The 15,880-nt window shown below is 43.4% G+C and carries 15 protein-coding genes and 1 pseudogene; 2 read left to right on the forward strand and 14 right to left on the reverse strand.

What is annotated here, in order from left to right; translation table 11 throughout:
* Positions 1–10: 10 nt before the first annotated feature.
* Positions 11–715 (reverse strand): CdaR family protein, encoded by a 705-nt coding sequence (locus NOL38_RS04095; RefSeq protein ID WP_277941446.1) that lies wholly within the window; start codon positions 713–715, stop codon positions 11–13.
* Positions 705–1,559 (reverse strand): diadenylate cyclase CdaA, encoded by an 855-nt coding sequence (cdaA, locus tag NOL38_RS04100; protein WP_277941447.1) that lies wholly within the window; start codon positions 1,557–1,559, stop codon positions 705–707. The genes NOL38_RS04095 and cdaA overlap by 11 nt, the downstream gene beginning before the upstream one ends.
* A 180-nt stretch (positions 1,560–1,739) precedes the next feature.
* Here cdaA and murT point away from each other — a divergent pair, with 180 nt between their 5' ends.
* The gene (gene murT, locus NOL38_RS04105; protein ID WP_277941448.1) at positions 1,740–3,083 is read left to right on the forward strand and encodes a lipid II isoglutaminyl synthase subunit MurT; all 1,344 of its coding nucleotides are present in this window, start codon (positions 1,740–1,742) and stop codon (positions 3,081–3,083) included.
* The gene (gene gatD / locus NOL38_RS04110; protein ID WP_277941449.1) at positions 3,083–3,868 is read left to right on the forward strand and encodes a lipid II isoglutaminyl synthase subunit GatD; all 786 of its coding nucleotides are present in this window, start codon (positions 3,083–3,085) and stop codon (positions 3,866–3,868) included. Before murT ends, gatD begins: the two co-directional genes overlap by 1 nt.
* Positions 3,869–3,906: 38 nt before the next feature.
* On the opposite strand, the gene NOL38_RS04115 is transcribed toward gatD, so the two are convergent.
* The 12 genes and pseudogenes from NOL38_RS04115 to trpX form a co-directional block, all read right to left on the reverse strand.
* Positions 3,907–4,734, reverse strand: a complete 828-nt coding sequence (locus NOL38_RS04115) for a putative RNA methyltransferase (protein ID WP_277941450.1) — start codon at positions 4,732–4,734, stop codon at positions 3,907–3,909.
* Position 4,735: 1 nt separating this feature from the next.
* Positions 4,736–5,211 (reverse strand): annotated as a pseudogene (locus NOL38_RS04120) (DUF3955 domain-containing protein).
* A 197-nt stretch (positions 5,212–5,408) separates the two neighbouring features.
* Positions 5,409–7,307 (reverse strand): ribosomal protection-like ABC-F family protein, encoded by a 1,899-nt coding sequence (gene abc-f / locus NOL38_RS04125; RefSeq protein ID WP_277941451.1) that lies wholly within the window; start codon positions 7,305–7,307, stop codon positions 5,409–5,411.
* A gap of 101 nt (positions 7,308–7,408) precedes the next feature.
* A complete protein-coding gene (locus NOL38_RS04130) occupies positions 7,409–7,774 on the reverse strand; it encodes a hypothetical protein (RefSeq protein ID WP_172099686.1) in 366 nt (121 codons plus the stop codon).
* Positions 7,775–7,783: 9 nt separating this feature from the next.
* A complete protein-coding gene (locus NOL38_RS04135) occupies positions 7,784–8,479 on the reverse strand; it encodes a M57 family metalloprotease (RefSeq protein WP_277941452.1) in 696 nt (231 codons plus the stop codon).
* A gap of 65 nt (positions 8,480–8,544) precedes the next feature.
* The gene (locus NOL38_RS04140) at positions 8,545–9,321 is read right to left on the reverse strand and encodes an alpha/beta hydrolase (protein WP_249562375.1); all 777 of its coding nucleotides are present in this window, start codon (positions 9,319–9,321) and stop codon (positions 8,545–8,547) included.
* A gap of 63 nt (positions 9,322–9,384) precedes the next feature.
* Positions 9,385–11,046, reverse strand: a complete 1,662-nt coding sequence (locus tag NOL38_RS04145) for a ribonuclease J (RefSeq protein WP_277941453.1) — start codon at positions 11,044–11,046, stop codon at positions 9,385–9,387.
* Positions 11,047–11,666: 620 nt separating this feature from the next.
* On the reverse strand, positions 11,667–12,071 hold the full coding sequence (locus tag NOL38_RS04150; protein WP_277941454.1) for a hypothetical protein: 405 nt from the start codon (positions 12,069–12,071) through the stop codon (positions 11,667–11,669).
* 5 nt (positions 12,072–12,076) lie between these two features.
* Positions 12,077–12,562, reverse strand: coding sequence for a prolyl-tRNA synthetase associated domain-containing protein (locus NOL38_RS04155; RefSeq protein WP_277941455.1), 486 nt, complete (start codon positions 12,560–12,562; stop codon positions 12,077–12,079).
* Positions 12,563–12,744: 182 nt separating this feature from the next.
* On the reverse strand, positions 12,745–13,503 hold the full coding sequence (locus tag NOL38_RS04160; RefSeq protein WP_002935681.1) for an ABC transporter ATP-binding protein: 759 nt from the start codon (positions 13,501–13,503) through the stop codon (positions 12,745–12,747).
* Positions 13,500–14,366 (reverse strand): ABC transporter permease, encoded by an 867-nt coding sequence (locus NOL38_RS04165; RefSeq protein WP_044686082.1) that lies wholly within the window; start codon positions 14,364–14,366, stop codon positions 13,500–13,502. Before NOL38_RS04165 ends, NOL38_RS04160 begins: the two co-directional genes overlap by 4 nt.
* A 22-nt stretch (positions 14,367–14,388) precedes the next feature.
* Positions 14,389–15,390: a tryptophan ABC transporter substrate-binding protein gene (trpX, locus tag NOL38_RS04170; RefSeq protein WP_079393921.1), complete on the reverse strand. Its 1,002-nt coding sequence runs from the start codon at positions 15,388–15,390 to the stop codon at positions 14,389–14,391.
* Between the last annotated feature and the right edge of the window lie 490 nt (positions 15,391–15,880).

The following is a 15,880-nucleotide window of genomic DNA, read 5'->3' on the forward strand; positions in this document are numbered from 1 at the left end:
TCATAACCTCTTATTTTGTTTTTGTAAGTATAATTTGCATATTTGCTTCCGTCTGAGACAGTACAACTGGCAAGACATTGCCGTCGCTATCTACAGCCTGTAATTTAGCTGTACCACTATAATTCTCAGACAGATTGCTCACATCCATCGCAACAGCTTCGACCCGATCAATCTTAGCCATTGTTTCTTCATCCGTTGTCACTTTAACGGTATCTACGTTGACCGAAACCTTAGACAGACTGTAACCTTCTGCCAATTGATTACTATAGACTCGACCTGCTACTGGGAATGCCTTGCTAACTTTTTTACCAATCTTAACGGTAATCGCATCTGGTGCTAGTGTCGCACTCACTCCTGCCGGCAAATTGGTCAATTGTAGCTTGACAGTCTGTGTCCCATCACTCAACTCTCTCAAATCCGCAGTCACTTGAAAAGTCCGAGTTGACTCATCGGATTCTCTCTGTAGGAGAACACGATTAGAGCCCCTTAATTCAACTGTTACCGTCGAAGAAAATCCGGAAATAAAATACTTGTTTGTATCATATTCAATCTCAATCGGTACATTGCTCAGTGTGTGAACATAGGTTTCTGACTCCGTGTTCTGTGCAGCTGATTCTGAATTTTTATAGTTGGTGGTTGTTGCATAGAAAAAGAGCAACAATGCTAGAAAAATAGATAAGGCTAAGTGACCTACAGCTTTAAACTTATCGTTCATGTTTGCCACCTCCTAATCGCTTCCAGATGGACTTCTTCTCTACATTTTCAGAAATAAAAGTCGCTCGCAACTCTGCTTCAAACTCATCCAAAGTCAAATCATGTTTAAATATCCCGTTTCGTGCAATAGAGATACTGCCAGTTTCTTCAGAAACAATAAATACAAACGCATCAGATACCTCCGATAAGCCAATGGCTGCACGATGTCGTGTGCCAAATTCCTTTGAAATTCCTGCGCTCTCTGACAGGGGCAAATAAGCACAAGCAACGGCTACCTTGTCTTCCTTGACAATTACAGCACCATCATGTAGCGGTGTATTCGGGATGAAAATATTTATTAACAATTCCTGAGATATATCCGCATTGAGTGGAATCCCCGTTGCTCTATATTCTTGCAATGTTTGGGCTTGTTCTACTGCCACAAGTGCACCAATTTTACGCGGAGACATATAAGCAACCGATTTAAGAAAAGCGACAATTAGCTTTTCTTCTGCACTCACAGTATTTGCCCCAAAAATCTGAGTTGTCCTACCGAGTTTTTCAAGCATAGCACGCAACTCTGGTGCAAAAATAACTACTGCTGCAATCACTCCATAGGTAATTACCTGATTAATAAGCCACGCGATTGTCTGAAGTCCAAAAAAACTCGCCAAGAGCTGAGCGATAATAAATAGAAAAACCCCTCGAATCAATGTCATAATTTTAGTACCTGCAATAGACTTACTAAAATTATAAATTATATAAACAACGATACTGATGTCAATCAAATGTAAAATTGCCGTCCATGGACTAGCAATCAGACTTGACCAATAACCAGCATCTAATAACTGGCTTAAATTTAACATATATTCTCATACTTTCTAACTCATACATAGTAATGTACCCATTATACCATATTTTTTCCCCTTTTCTTTAGAAAATAGTGACCTTCCTGTTAAAAATATTACAGATTTACTGCAGGAATATATCACGTTCCAACACACTCCATTCTAGAAAATACTCAACCTTTATGATAAAATAGTCCCATGAAAATAAATACAGCTTTGGGTATTCTAGCAGGAAAAAGTTCCCAGTTCATTTTGAAAAAACTAGGACGTGGTACTACTCTGCCAGGGAAAATTGCCCTCAAATTCGATAAACATATTTTAGATAGTTTGGCTAAGGATTATGAAGTCGTTGTTGTGACAGGTACCAACGGTAAGACTCTGACCACCGCACTGACAGTCGGTATTCTTCAGGAAGCATTTGGAGAAATCACGACCAATACCAGCGGTGCCAATATGATTACCGGGATTACGGCAACATTTTTATCTGCCAAGAAAAATAAAAATGGCAAGAAGATTGCCGTCTTGGAAATCGACGAAGCAAGTCTTGCCCGTGTAACCGACTTTATAAAGCCTAGTCTGATTGTCTTTACCAATATCTTCCGTGACCAGATGGACCGCTACGGTGAGATTTATACCACCTACCAGATGATTTTGGACGGGGCCGCCAAGGCACCAAAGGCGACCATTCTCGCTAACGGTGACAGCCCACTTTTCAACTCAACGAACGTTATCAATCCAGTAAAATACTACGGTTTTGCAACGGAAGAGCATGAGCCTCGCCTGGCCCATTACAATACAGAAGGCGTTCTCTGCCCACATTGCCACCAGATTATCCAATACAAGCTCAATACCTACGCTAACTTGGGTAGCTACATCTGTAACAACTGTGGCTTTAGCCGACCTGAGCTGGACTACAAGTTAACTGAACTGAAAGAGATTACCAATACTTCTTCCACCTTTGCTATTGACGGTCAGGATTATAAGATTAACATCGGAGGCCTCTACAACATCTACAATGCCCTAGCAGCTGTCAGCGTAGCAGAATTTTTCGGCGTATCTCCTGAAAAAATCAAGGCAGGATTTGACAAATCAAAGGCAGTCTTCGGTCGCCAAGAAACATTTAAGTTGGGTGAGAAGGATTGTACATTGGTCTTGATTAAAAACCCTGTCGGTGCAACCCAGGCTATTGAAATGATGAAACTGGCTCCATACGATTTCAGCTTGTCCGTCCTTCTCAATGCCAACTACGCTGACGGAATTGATACCAGCTGGATTTGGGACGCTGACTTTGAACAAATCACTCAAATGGACATTCCACAAGTCTTTGCAGGCGGTGTTCGTTCGTCTGAAATCGCCCGTCGTCTCCGTGTGACTGGCTATCCTGAGAACCAGATTACTGAAACACCAAAACTAGAAGACATCATGACCTTGATTGAGCAATCGAGTAGCCAACATGCTTATATTTTAGCTACTTATACAGCTATGCTGGAATTCCGCGACCTGCTGGCTCAACGCCAAGCCGTTGGAAAGGAGATGAAATAATGGTCTATACGTCATTAAAAAGTCCTGAAAAAGACTACACTTATGATCTCCACATCGCCCACCTCTACGGTGATTTGATGAACACCTACGGGGACAACGGCAATATCCTCATGCTCAAGTTTGTGGCTGAAAAACTGGGTGCTCGTGTTCAGGTGGACATCGTTTCGCTGACAGATGAATTTGACAAGGATTTCTACGACATCGCCTTTTTCGGTGGCGGTCAGGACTACGAGCAGTCTATTTTAGCCAAGGATTTACCGACTAAAAAAGACAGCCTAGCAGACTTTATCGAAAACGATGGTGTCATGCTGGCCATTTGCGGTGGCTTCCAATTGCTAGGGCAATATTATATTGAAGCAGGCGGTCGCAAAATTGACGGGCTGGGAATCATGGGCCACTACACTCTCAACCAGACCAAGAACCGCTACATCGGTGACATCAAAATTCACAATGATGAATTCAACGAAACCTACTATGGTTTTGAAAACCACCAAGGCCGCACCTTCCTAGCTGACAACCAAAAACCGCTGGGCAAGGTCGTCTATGGCAATGGCAACAATAAGGAAGACGGCGGCGAAGGAATGCACTATAAAAACACCTTCGGCAGCTACTTCCACGGACCAATCCTGTCCCGCAATGCCAACCTAGCCTACCGCTTGGTCACAACTGCCCTCCGTAAAAAATACGGACAAGACATCCAACTTGCCAGCTACGCTGACATCCTCAGCAAAGAAGTCGCTGAAGAATACGGCGATGTAAAAAGCAAGGCAGAATTTGAGAAATAAAGCAAAACCGCTTCTGGTAACAGAGGCGGTTTCATTTTTTATATCGTTCCAACCAAAAGCACTCCCTCAACCGTAATCTCGGTCAACTGGCTCAAGTCCAGTTTGGACTGGTCCACTTGGAAAAAGAGGGGCGTCATGTCTGCTAAGACTTGAGCATGGGCGGCTGTAATCGGCAAGGTCCGGCTGACCAGCACTTGCTCCACCTGCCCCATGTAAGACTGGAAATGGTCCACGATATCTTGGTTATCATAAGACTCCTTGCGGAGTTGGTCTTTGGCTAAATGGCGGAGCTCTTTGAGGTGATTGGGACCTGGGACCAGTTTGAGAATAGCCCCACCAGCTTTCAGCACTCTGGCAAACTCCTGATAATTAGCTGGGGAAAAGATGTCCAAGATACCGTCAATAGTTCTGTCTTGAATGGGCAACTTGGTCAAGTCACCGACAAACCATTTGACCGACTTGGTGCTGTCTGTTTTAGCTGCTAGGAGAATGGAATCCTTGGAAATATCAAAAGCAAGAATGTCCAAGTCCATTTTCTCGGCTAACTTACGAGAATAAAAGCCCTCCCCGCAACCGATGTCCAAGACAGACCGCAAGCCTAGCTCTGCTATTTTCCCTTCCAAAGCCTCATAGAGATGATTGTAATAGCCCGCCTCTAAAAAGGCCTGGCGGTTTTCAAAGCTAGACTTGTGGTAGTTGGCGGACTGCTTGACCTGGGGTGCCAGGTTGACGTAGCCCTGCTTGGCAATGTCGAAGGTATGGCGGTTGGGACAGCGGAGGCTGTTGAGGTCTAGACCAAGACCCTGCCCACAATGTGGACAGGCGAAAAATTGGTCGCTATTGGCAAAACGTTGGTGTTTGGTCATCTTATTTGTATTCCTTTCTAAAGCGGTGCAGGGCTAGTCCTGATAGGAGCGTGGCAATGGCTCCTGTAAAGACCAGCAAGTAGCCGACTGGAATGAGATAAAAATTTTCATGCAGAATACCCTCGGCATCAATATACTCGACCGAGTTTGCCTTGATGGCAAAACAGACAAAGCCGAGTAGCATGAGAAAACTACCAATAATGGTAATGGTCAGGTGCATCTGGGTACGGCGGCCTTCACGACCGTCCTTGACTAGTTTTTCTGTCATGTTGTTCATGTCAGTTCCTCCTAAGATAAGGTGATCTAAGGAGATCGAAAAGACAGAGGACATGAGAATTAAGAGTTCCAAGTCAGTAGGTTTTTGTCATTTTCCCAGTTGGAAACAGCCTGCCGTGTCACATTGAGCTTGAGGGCAAACTGTTCCTGGGTCAAACCTTCCTTCTTCCGTAAGTCCTTGATTTGTTGTCCAAAGTTCATTTCGTTCTCCTCGCTGGGACCTGTCTTGCAGGTCCTAACTTTATCTTAGCTCGTCGGTCGATGTTTGCCAAGAAAGGTGAGCTTGCTCTAACATTTTTGACCGCAAGAGAATTTTGCCGCAGAGTTTTTTCATCGCAAGTCCTACTTGCAGGCTTGATTTGATAGCGTTTCTGACAGACTGTCAACTTCCTGTCAACCTAGCCCATCTGCTCGGATAATGCTTCCCATTCTTCCATGAGGCTTTCTTGTTGGGCTGTCAGTTGGTCGATTTCTTTCTGGTAATCGGTCAGCTGGCCGATGTCGTTGGTTTCTAGCATGGCTTGGTTGAGCTCGCTTAGGCGGTTTTCGATGGTCTCGATTTCTGCCTCGATTTGCTCGATGCGGCGGGCCAGTTTGCGTTGCTCTTTTTGGTTTTCCTTTTGGGCTTGGTAGTCCATGGCTCCGGCTGATTGGCTAGTACTTTCTAGCTGGTCAGGCTGGGCTTCTACTTCCAGCTCTGCCTTTTTCTCCAAATAATAATCATAGTCGCCCAAGTAGAGCGTGGAGCCCGTTTCCGAGATTTCTAGCACCTTGGTGGCGACGCGGTTGATGAAATAGCGGTCGTGGCTGACAAAGAGCAGGGTTCCGTCAAAGTCGATGAGGGCATTTTCCAGGACCTCCTTGCTATCGATGTCCAGGTGGTTGGTCGGCTCGTCGAGGATGAGGAAGTTGTTGTTTTCCATGGACAGCTTGGCGAGGAGCAGGCGGGCTTTTTCCCCACCAGATAGCATGGACACGGACTTTTTGACGTCATCGCCTGAGAAGAGGAAGGCTCCAAGGCGGTTGCGGATTTCCATTTCAGGTGTGGTCGGAAAAGCTGACCAGAGCTCCTCCAAGACGGTGTTGGAAGGTGTCAGGGCCGACTGGATCTGGTCGTAGTAGCCCACTTCCACATTGGCACCTAGCTTGGCTTCCCCTTTGATAAATGGCAGAGCTCCGATGATGGACTTGAGCAGGGTTGTTTTTCCGATTCCATTCGGACCGACAATGGCAATGGCATCCAGCTTTCGTTGGTCAATGGAAATAGGCTGAGAAAGTATTTCTCCATCGTAGCCCACCGCAGCATTTTCCACTGTCAAGACGATATTTCCTGAAGTCTTGTCTGACTGGAAGGTCATGTTGGCAGACTTCTGACCAGTTGTTGGCTTGTCCAGTCGCTCCATCTTCTCCAACTGCTTGCGTCTAGCCTGGGCACGCTTGGTGGTCGAAGCACGGACGATATTTTTCTGGACAAAGTCTTCTAGTTTGGCAATTTCCTTCTGCTGCTTTTCATAGTTTTGCAATTCGGTTTGCAACTTCTGCTCTTTGAGTTCGACAAACTGAGAATAATTGCCCACATAACGGTCCAAAGAATGCTTGTTCAAATCCAGTGTCAGTGTCGCTACCTTGTCCAAGAAATAACGGTCATGGCTGACAATAATCAAGGCTCCTTTGTAATGTACTAGGTAGTTTTCCAGCCAAGCAATCGTGTCAATGTCCAGGTGGTTGGTCGGCTCATCCAGCACCAATAGCTCAGGACTTTCAAGCAACATTTTTGCCAAGGCCAAACGGGTATTCTGACCGCCTGAGAGTTCGGAGATTTTCATGTCCCACATGGTCTGGTCAAACTTGAAACCGTTCAAAATAGCACGGATGTCTGCCTCATAGTTAAAGCCACCTGCCAGACGAAATTCTTCCGACAGACTATCGTAGGTCTTCATGAGCTGGTCGAGTTCATTACCAGACAAACTGCCCATTTGTTCTTCCATAGACCTCAGGCGTTTCTCCGTCATCCGCAGGTCGTCAAAGACATGGAGCATTTCATCGTAAATGGTATTTTCAGACTCAAAACGGCTATCCTGTGCCAGGTAAGAAAGGGACAAATCTCGCTTGGTTGAAATCTCACCGCTGGTCGCTGCTTCTTCTCCGACAAGGATTTTGAGCAGGGTGGACTTGCCTGCGCCATTTTTTCCTACAAGGGCAATCCGATCCCGCTCGTCGACTTGAATGTTGATATTGTTAAATAAAATTTCGCCCGCAAAAGAGCGTTCAATCTTGTTTCCACTTAGAATAATCATAAAAATATTGTACCATAATTTAGGGTAACAGTGCGGAATCCTTTTTCTGATTTCAACAAAAAAACAGCGACTTTACCGTCACTGTCCTTCTCAAAAAATATTTAGACCAAACCGTTGAGCAATTCCTTATTCTGCCAGAGCAGATAAAGGCCACCACCGATAATAATCAGCATGATGACAAACTTGATCAAGCCCTTAACAAAGCGGATGACCAACATCAAGATCATCGATACAATCAGCCAGCCCCAAGCAGAAGAATGGAGCAAGGTCTGCATGCTCTCTAGACTGGCACCTGTCCAGGCCTTAATTGGTTCGGGAATTTTATCAAACCAACTACTATCTATACCGATTTGTTCCATAATCGAATGGCTAGTCGATTGCAACCAAGCAAAAATTCCTGCATTGTAAATGAAAAGCAAGGCTTGCTCTGGGTAACGTTTTGCTGCGTTCACAATTGTTCGTAACATATTTCTCCTCTATTCTGAGTACAAGGCAACCAGAGCATCAATATCAGCTTGTTGAATGCCATGATTTGACCCTGCTGATTCCATGACAGATGTTTGACTATCATCATGATCCAGACCGATGGCATGGCCCAATTCATGCTCCGCAGTATGGATGATTCGATCCATATCATAACCATATTGGTCGTTTAATAAATAAAAACTATTCAGACGCACCGTTACCGAGCTATAATAATTCGTCAATAAATTAGTCGTTGAATTGGCCTCACCTGCCGCCTGGGTATTTCCATCATTCATCTCAGTAGCAATAATATCAGCCTGATTTGGATCACTTGTCATCACAAAAGTGAAGGCCCCTGTCGCATTCCAATTTGCAATGGCTATTTCATAGGCAGCTACAAATGTTGGATTCTGAGTTTCAATGTAAACAGTCGCAGTATTGCTTTCCCATCGACCATGATCAGCTGTATTGACCGTATCAGTCGTCAGGTGCTTAATGGTATTAACACCTTCTTCAATCGTCACTTCAGACTGTCCTTTGACCATCAATTGCACTTCTTGAGCTAGTGTTTGTAACATCTGAGGCGCTGCTTCCTGTTGAAAATAGAATAATAGACCTAGACCACAAGCCAATAACACCATTGATAACCAAATCAGACCCCAAAATGTCCGCCAAATCCACCGTAGAATATTTACAATAAGTTTCATAGACTATACCTCTTTCTAGAAATAGGTTTTAGTATAGCCATAATTTCTGAAACTTTTCTTAAAAACTAGGACAGTCTTTCTTCCAATTTGAAATCAATTGGCAACCAAGCCAATACTTTCTCAATCTGCTGATTCCAGTAGTACCACTCATGTTTACCAGGTCCGAAACTCGCCTCTATATCACATCCCAGCTCTTTCAACTCCCCAACTGCCTTTTGATGCCCTTCAAAGAGAAAATCTTCCTCACCACACCAGGCATAAAATTTGGTCTTTTTATCGGATTGTTTAGCAATTTCTAACAAATTATTTGGATTCTGTTTATCAGAAATGTCACCAAATACTCCTCGCCAATACGAAAGACTTCCCAATTCTGCTGTCGCTGGATTATCAAAATCAAAATACAATGCCCCTGAAAGCGAAGCTGCATGTGAAAAACGATTGGTCATCATGGCAATCTTGAAGGTCCCATAACCACCCATAGACAAACCAGTGATAAAATTCTTCTCCCGCTTGTCAGACATATTTGGGAAAAATCGTTTGAGAATTTGAGGCAACTCTACTGCAATGGCATCGAAGTAATTCATACCGTAAGTGGTATTGGTATACCAACCTTTATCTGTATTGACCATAACCACGATAAGATTGGTATAACGAACCAACCGTTCCACTGTAGAACGATTCAGCCAGGAATCCTGATTGCCTCCCATACCGTGCAAAAGATATAGGACAGGAATGTCGTTGTCATCGGGATTTTCCACACGATTGCGATCTGGATATAAAACCGTAACCTGTCTAGACATATCTAGAGCTTCTGAGTGGTATTCAATTTTCATTATTGCCATAAATCTTCTCCTTATGGTAAAGAGCCAGAGTTTCCCTCGGCTCTTCTTATGTATATAATCAGCTTACTTGACTTCCATAATTACCGGCAAAATAGCTGGGCGACGTTTAGTTTGGTCAAAGAGGAATTTTGCTAAATCATCGCGAACAGCACTCTTAAGCTCTGCCCAGTCAAAGCTATCTTTTGTAAAATAATTTTCCACCGTTGTATTCACCAATTCTGATGCCTCACGCAAGATGTCCTTGCTCTTTTTCACGTAGACAAAACCACGAGTATTGACCTTGGCTTTAGAAATGATTTTTTTCTCACGGCGGTTGACAGTGATAGCCACGATAAAGATACCGTCTTCTGAGAGGATCTTACGGTCACGAAGGACGATATTTCCAACATCGCCCATGGCATTTCCGTCAATCATGACATCACCAGCAGGAACCGCTCCGCTATGGACAAAATCCCCCTCTTCAAAAGCCATGACATCCCCACGCTTAACGATGATAATGTTTTCTGGATACATACCGATTTCAAGCGCAGCCTTAGCGTGAGCATCCAATTGACGATACTCCCCTTGAACTGGGAAAAGATATTTAGGCTTCATGATGTTGAGCATGAGCTGCAAATCACGCGCATTCCCATGCCCAGAGACGCGAAGATTCTTTGTGATAGATTTTACGGTACCACCAGCCTTGTAAATCAAATTCTCCACACGAGCAACAACCGCTTCTTTTGAAATACTTGGAGTGGTAACAATATAAACTAGATCACCTTCTTTGATTTCAACGTAGCGATGTCTACCGATAGACATTTTACGCAATCCATTTAACGGCTCGCCCATACGACCAGTTTCTAAAATAATCAATTCATGGTCTTCATACTTGTTCATATCCTTTGGTTTTACCAACAAGCGTTCGCTGACCAAACGAAGTTTTTTCAATTGAATCGCTGTTCGGACAATGTTTTCCACATCATGTCCTGTCAACACGACACGACGACCAGTTGATTCTGCTGCATCAAAAATCTGTTGAATACGTACAATATTGCTAGCAACTGCTGCCACAATAACACGCCCATCACAGTCAGCAATCGTATTGAGAATTTCCTCCCCAGCCTCATGCATGCTAGCTACTTGAACATTGCTATCTGCATTTGCTGAGTCTGACAAGAGGGCCAACACACCTTCGTTACCGATTTCAGCTAATCGCCCAAAATCCGTACGATAAAACTTATCTGCCGCCTGGTCAAACTTAAAGTCACCTGTGTAGACAATACTTCCTTCATCCGTCTTAACGACAATTCCTAAACTCTCTGGAATAGAGTGAGTCGTCTGAAAGAAAGATACCACTGAATCACCGAAATCAATTTCAGTTTCAGCATTGATAACATGGAAATCATTGAATTTCTTAGTAGCATTATTCCCCTTGACAAGTAGCTTAGCCAATTCGATAGTCAAGTGCGAACCAAAGACTGGCACTTTCACTTTCTCCAAGAGATAAGGAAGCGCTCCGATAGCATCTGCATGCCCGTGAGATAAAAAGACCCCTGCTACACGATGCTTATTTTCTTCCAAATAATCGAAATTTGGGACGACTACATCCACACCTAACTGTTCATTCTCAGGATACTTTGCCCCTGCATCCAAAACAAAAATATGTTCATTCACTTCGGCAATGTACAGGTTTTTTCCATTTTCCCGCACACCTCCAAGAGCCATAATTTTAATTGTACTCATCTTTACTCCTTTTGGACATCCCACAGGTGTCCATTTTATTTTTCTTACCAACGGTCCTTGGGAGTTCCAAGTCGAATTACAGTCTGCTATTTATCGTCATTTAGTTTTTCTTTTATTACTTCGACGTAAGAGAGACTGAGCAAAAAGCCCAGCGCCACTTCTTAGAGTTCGTGTCAACATCTCAGCGCAGTGGTTGATTGGGTTTAACAGTCCAGTGGACTGTTAAAGGTTGGAGATAGGATTTGCGAAGCAAATCTCAGCAATTCGTGTTTTACACTCCAAATCCAACCATTACGATTGTTGCGAACAAAGTTCGCTTTATCTCCAACCTCAAACTGTCTTCCAGACAGTTTGAGCTGTGCGGGGGCGGGAGTGAAACAGTCTGAGGATAGACTGTTTCAAGTCAATGCCTAGAAACAAGAAAGCATTGAGTTATGCCTGCGGCTGTTGATGCGAACTTTGTTCGCTCTATTTCCAACCTCCAACTATCCACCAGATAGTTGGAGCGAGTACTAAAAGTAAACTAAAAGACTATATTTTAGCTATCGCTTCTATTATACATTTTTTCAAGAAAATTTACAAAAAACTCCGCTGAAAATCAACGAAGTTCTACATATACATTAGTAACCATGTCCCTTATGTTCCCACTTACCACCAGCATTCCGCACTAAAATCCATTTCCAATCCGTATGGGTACTATTAGGCTCTAAGGTGGGCTCTGCCCCCTCAGCTGCAACCTTAAAAGACGAAGTTAGGATAATAGCTTCCTCTGCACCATAGCGCTCCGCCCACTCATCAAATTCCTTTTCATTATCACCACTATAACCGATAGTCAGCAATTTACAACTGTTAAAATGGTGATCAAAGTAATCTTGAACTACAAGAATAGCCGCTTCAATCTCTTTTTCCGTATACAATTCTGATTGTTCCATCGGTTCAATCTCTGCCTGATAAGCTGCTCCTGTCCGACATCCTACCAACAAGAGACAACACAACAGACTACAAATAGCTAAACATTTTCTCATCTTTGTTACCCCAAGTCAACAATCATTGCTGAAAAGCCAATCTCTTCGACAAAACGTAAAACATCCTCTGTCTTTACAAAAATCGTTTTCGTATTAACATTGGGGTGGAAGGTTAGAATGGGTTCAGAAAGGATTTCTTTATCAAAAAAGACTTGAATATCCTTATCAACATTATGTAACAAGCCAAAAACAGATACCACGCCCGCAGGCAAGTGCATTTTTTCCATCAAGCTATCACTCGAGGCCATCCGAATGCGATTTGCTCCCACCAAATCACGAAACTGGTCCATATCCAGCTGCTTCTGGTCATCCATGATCAGTAAATAAAATGCAGTCTTTTTCTTATTAGTCAGAAACATGGACTTGGTCCGTACTCCTTCTAACCCTTCAATGTAACGGTCTGCTTCCTCAGTTGTCCGAGCTGGTGGATGCTTTACAATGGTGTAGTCCATTCCCAAGTCAGCTAAGCTTTCAAAAACCAATTTATCCATGACAACACCTCTTGACGTATTTAGTATATTATACTGCTTTTTAACTAAAAATTCAAAGGATAATAAAAGCCTGGATTACTCCAGACTTTAGACCTGTATTCACAAGTGATCTGTTTGATATAAGATTCAGTTTTAGCCAAAACCAAACTTGGTTGGAAGTTGCGAACTATCCACACAGGTTCTTAATCAAACAACTTATAATAATCTTCCAGTTTCATCTTGGATTTTTCTTCAGCCGTTTGGTCCTGAATAATCTGACCATTTTTCATGACAATCAAGCGATTACCGTGACGCAACGCATCTTCCATCTGGTGAGTGACCATGAGGGCCGTCATTCCCTTGGTCTCAATCAACTCGTCCGTTAATTGCATCAAGGATTGGCTGGTTTTAGGGTCAAGGGCTGCAGTATGCTCATCCAAGAGTAAAAGTTCAGGCTGTTTCAAACTCGCCATCAACAAACTCAATGCCTGGCGTTGACCACCTGATAAGAGCCCTGCTGGCGTGTCCAGATGTTTTTCTAGACCATTTCCCACTCTCGGCAAAAGCTGGGCAAATTCTTCCGTCTGTTGGGCCAATCTGCGTGGCACTAAGCCACGTCCCTCGCCACGGTACTTAGCTATCAGTAGATTTTCTGCCACCGTCATCCGTGGCGCTGTACCCATTTTAGGATCTTGGAAAACACGTGCCAGATACTTAGCACGTTTTTCTGCAGGCCAATTGGTCACGTCCTCACCGAGAATATGGACAGAACCACTAGTCAAGGGTAGGGTTCCAGCAATGACATTAAAGAGGGTTGACTTCCCAGCCCCATTTCCACCCAAAATGGTAATAAAATCACCCTGGTAAATGGTCAGATTGACATTGTCCAAAATCACACGTTCTTCATCAAAACCGTTTGTCACCACCTTGGTGGCATTTTTTAATTCAACAATTGCTTTCATCGTGACAGACTGGCTCCTTTCAGAAGTTTATTTTTCAACTCAGGAACCATGAGACAAGTTGCCAGAATCATGGCCGAGAAGATACGGAGGTAGCTGGTATTGATACCGAGAGAAATGACCACCAAAATTAAGAACTGATAGAAAATCGCTCCAACAACAATGGCCAAGAACCGTTCTAACATAGTAAGGTTACCATAAATTACCTCACCGATAATCAGACTAGCCATACCGACCACAATGACACCAATACCACGCGACACATCCGCATAGCCTTCTTGTTGTGCAATCAAGGCACCTGCAAGAGCGATGATTCCATTTGAAAGAACAAGGCCTAGCAACTCCATTCGACTTGTATTGATACCAAAACTGCGAGCCATATCTGGGTTATCCCCGGTTGCAATAAAGGCTTGTCCAAGGCGAGTATAGAGGAAGAACATCAAGGCACCAATCACCACCGCTAGGCTACCTAGACCTAGCAAGAGACCATTAATTTGCTCAGAAAAAGGAAGGAAATCTTGTAAACGTTTGGTATTCAGTAAGCCTAGATTTGCCCTACCCATGATAAATAGAATGACAGAGTGACAGGAAGACATGACCAAGATACCAGCTAGGAGAGTGGGAATTTTCCCCTTGGTATAGAGCAAGCCTGTGACCAAGCCCGCCAAACAGCCAACAAGAACTGCTGCTAGAGTAGCCAAGATAGGATGAACTCCTTGCGTCAATAAGGTAACAGCAACCGCTCCTCCAAGCGGGAAAGAGCCCTCTGTCGTCATATCAGGAAAATTCAGAATCCGAAAGGTAACGAATATTCCCAAACCTAGTACAGCCCATAAAAGAGCCTGTGAAACTGTTGATACAATCATATTTTTCCTTTTCTCTTATCTCTTATTCGATAACCTTGCTTGCTTTACTAATCACATCATCTGACAAGGTAATTCCTAATTCTTTAGCAACTTTTTGGTTGACAACAACGGTACCCTCGTTAAAGATTTGTACAGGTGTATCCGCTGGATTGGCACCATCAAGAATTTTCGCAGCCATTTTACCAGTTGCCACACCCAAGTCATATTGGCTAAGGGTAACAGATGCGATACCTCCGCCTTCTACCATATCTTCTACGCTGGTAAAAATCGGAGTTTTGGTTTTATTTGCCACAGATACGACAGTTGAAAATGCTGAGGCAACTGTGTTGTCTACTGGTGTAAAGAGAACATCTGCTTTACTACTTGCGACCTCTACTGTCGCTGCAATTTCATTACTAGAAGCAACTGCATATTCAAGAACAGTATAGCCAGCTTCTTCTGCTGCTGCCTTAAATTCCGCTACTTGAATTTTTGAATTGTCTTCGTTTGAAGAATAGAGGACACCGATAGTTTTAGCGTCTGGTGTAATTTCTTTAATGAGAGAAACTGCGTCTGCTACTGGTGTTTGGTCAGATACCCCTGTGATATTTCCACCAGGATTTTTCAAATCCGTCACCAGGTTGGCTCCGACTGGATCTGTCACAGCTCCCATGATAATAGGTAATTCTGTCGTAGCGTTTGCTAATCCCTGTGCAGCAGGTGTTGCGATACCAATCAATAATTCATTGCCGTTGTCCACCAATTTTTTACTCATGGTTTGAACTTGGGATTGATCACCCTCAGCATTCATAAAATCAATTTCTAAATTATCCGTTGTGGTATAACCACCTTCTTTAAGGCCTGCCTTGATTCCCTTATAAATCTCATCTAGTGAATCATGTGTCACAAATTGGAGGACCCCAATTTTAACTTTCTCCGTTGATGTAGATGAATTGCTCTGCTCTTTCTGTGTCATAAACAAAGCAGCAACTACCATAACAGTAAGGGCAACAATTGTAGCAAGTAAATTTTTATTTTTCAACATATCCAATCTCCTTTAAAAAATGCACAATATCCAATTTCTACGTCATCAATACTTTATTCCACCATCGCCATCGTTTCATCATGATTACCTCGTTTTGTTAATAATTGTCAAAGTAGATTGCTTTTAGATTAGGAACGGAGGCGCAGACATAACTCAAGTTAGGCAAGCCGAACGTGACGCAATATAAAAGCACTCTACGAAGACAAGTAAAAAGCCCCCGCAGGAAAAAACAACCTGCGAGGGCGTCAATGACACGGTGCCACCTCACTTATGGGAATTGTCTAGAATCCTCCCATATCTCATCTCCTCTAACAAGGAGTTGCACTGTAAGGTGTGCCAACCGAACTATCATTGTTTTAAGTTCATTTGCGTGACTGTTTTGGCTGTGTACTTTGTTAGCTCTCCTTGCTATACCACCAGTATAAGCTGCGTCGACCTGCCTCGTACTCAGCCAAAACAGTCTACGCAAAGTATGCTATGCCAAACAATC

This window comes from Streptococcus suis (genome assembly GCF_029616525.1).
GTDB classification, from domain to species: Bacteria; Bacillota; Bacilli; order Lactobacillales; family Streptococcaceae; genus Streptococcus; species Streptococcus suis_AF.

Bases quoted from the DNA above. Each gene is read 5' to 3' on its own strand.
- NOL38_RS04130 (WP_172099686.1), bottom strand. From the start codon at position 7,774: ATGTTACGAACAATTGTGAACGCAGCAAAACGTTACCCAGAGCAAGCC.
- NOL38_RS04115 (WP_277941450.1), bottom strand. From the start codon at position 4,734: ATGACCAAACACCAACGTTTTGCCAATAGCGACCAATTTTTCGCCTGT.
- cdaA (WP_277941447.1), bottom strand. From the start codon at position 1,559: ATGTTAAATTTAAGCCAGTTATTAGATGCTGGTTATTGGTCAAGTCTG.
- gatD (WP_277941449.1), top strand. From the start codon at position 3,083: ATGGTCTATACGTCATTAAAAAGTCCTGAAAAAGACTACACTTATGAT.
- NOL38_RS04150 (WP_277941454.1), bottom strand. From the start codon at position 12,071: ATGAGAAAATGTTTAGCTATTTGTAGTCTGTTGTGTTGTCTCTTGTTG.
- NOL38_RS04165 (WP_044686082.1), bottom strand. From the start codon at position 14,366: ATGATTGTATCAACAGTTTCACAGGCTCTTTTATGGGCTGTACTAGGT.
- murT (WP_277941448.1), top strand. From the start codon at position 1,740: ATGAAAATAAATACAGCTTTGGGTATTCTAGCAGGAAAAAGTTCCCAG.
- abc-f (WP_277941451.1), bottom strand. From the start codon at position 7,307: ATGATTATTCTAAGTGGAAACAAGATTGAACGCTCTTTTGCGGGCGAA.
- NOL38_RS04145 (WP_277941453.1), bottom strand. From the start codon at position 11,046: ATGAGTACAATTAAAATTATGGCTCTTGGAGGTGTGCGGGAAAATGGA.
- NOL38_RS04140 (WP_249562375.1), bottom strand. From the start codon at position 9,321: ATGGCAATAATGAAAATTGAATACCACTCAGAAGCTCTAGATATGTCT.
- trpX (WP_079393921.1), bottom strand. From the start codon at position 15,390: ATGTTGAAAAATAAAAATTTACTTGCTACAATTGTTGCCCTTACTGTT.
- NOL38_RS04160 (WP_002935681.1), bottom strand. From the start codon at position 13,503: ATGAAAGCAATTGTTGAATTAAAAAATGCCACCAAGGTGGTGACAAAC.
- NOL38_RS04135 (WP_277941452.1), bottom strand. From the start codon at position 8,479: ATGAAACTTATTGTAAATATTCTACGGTGGATTTGGCGGACATTTTGG.
- NOL38_RS04095 (WP_277941446.1), bottom strand. From the start codon at position 715: ATGAACGATAAGTTTAAAGCTGTAGGTCACTTAGCCTTATCTATTTTT.
- NOL38_RS04155 (WP_277941455.1), bottom strand. From the start codon at position 12,562: ATGGATAAATTGGTTTTTGAAAGCTTAGCTGACTTGGGAATGGACTAC.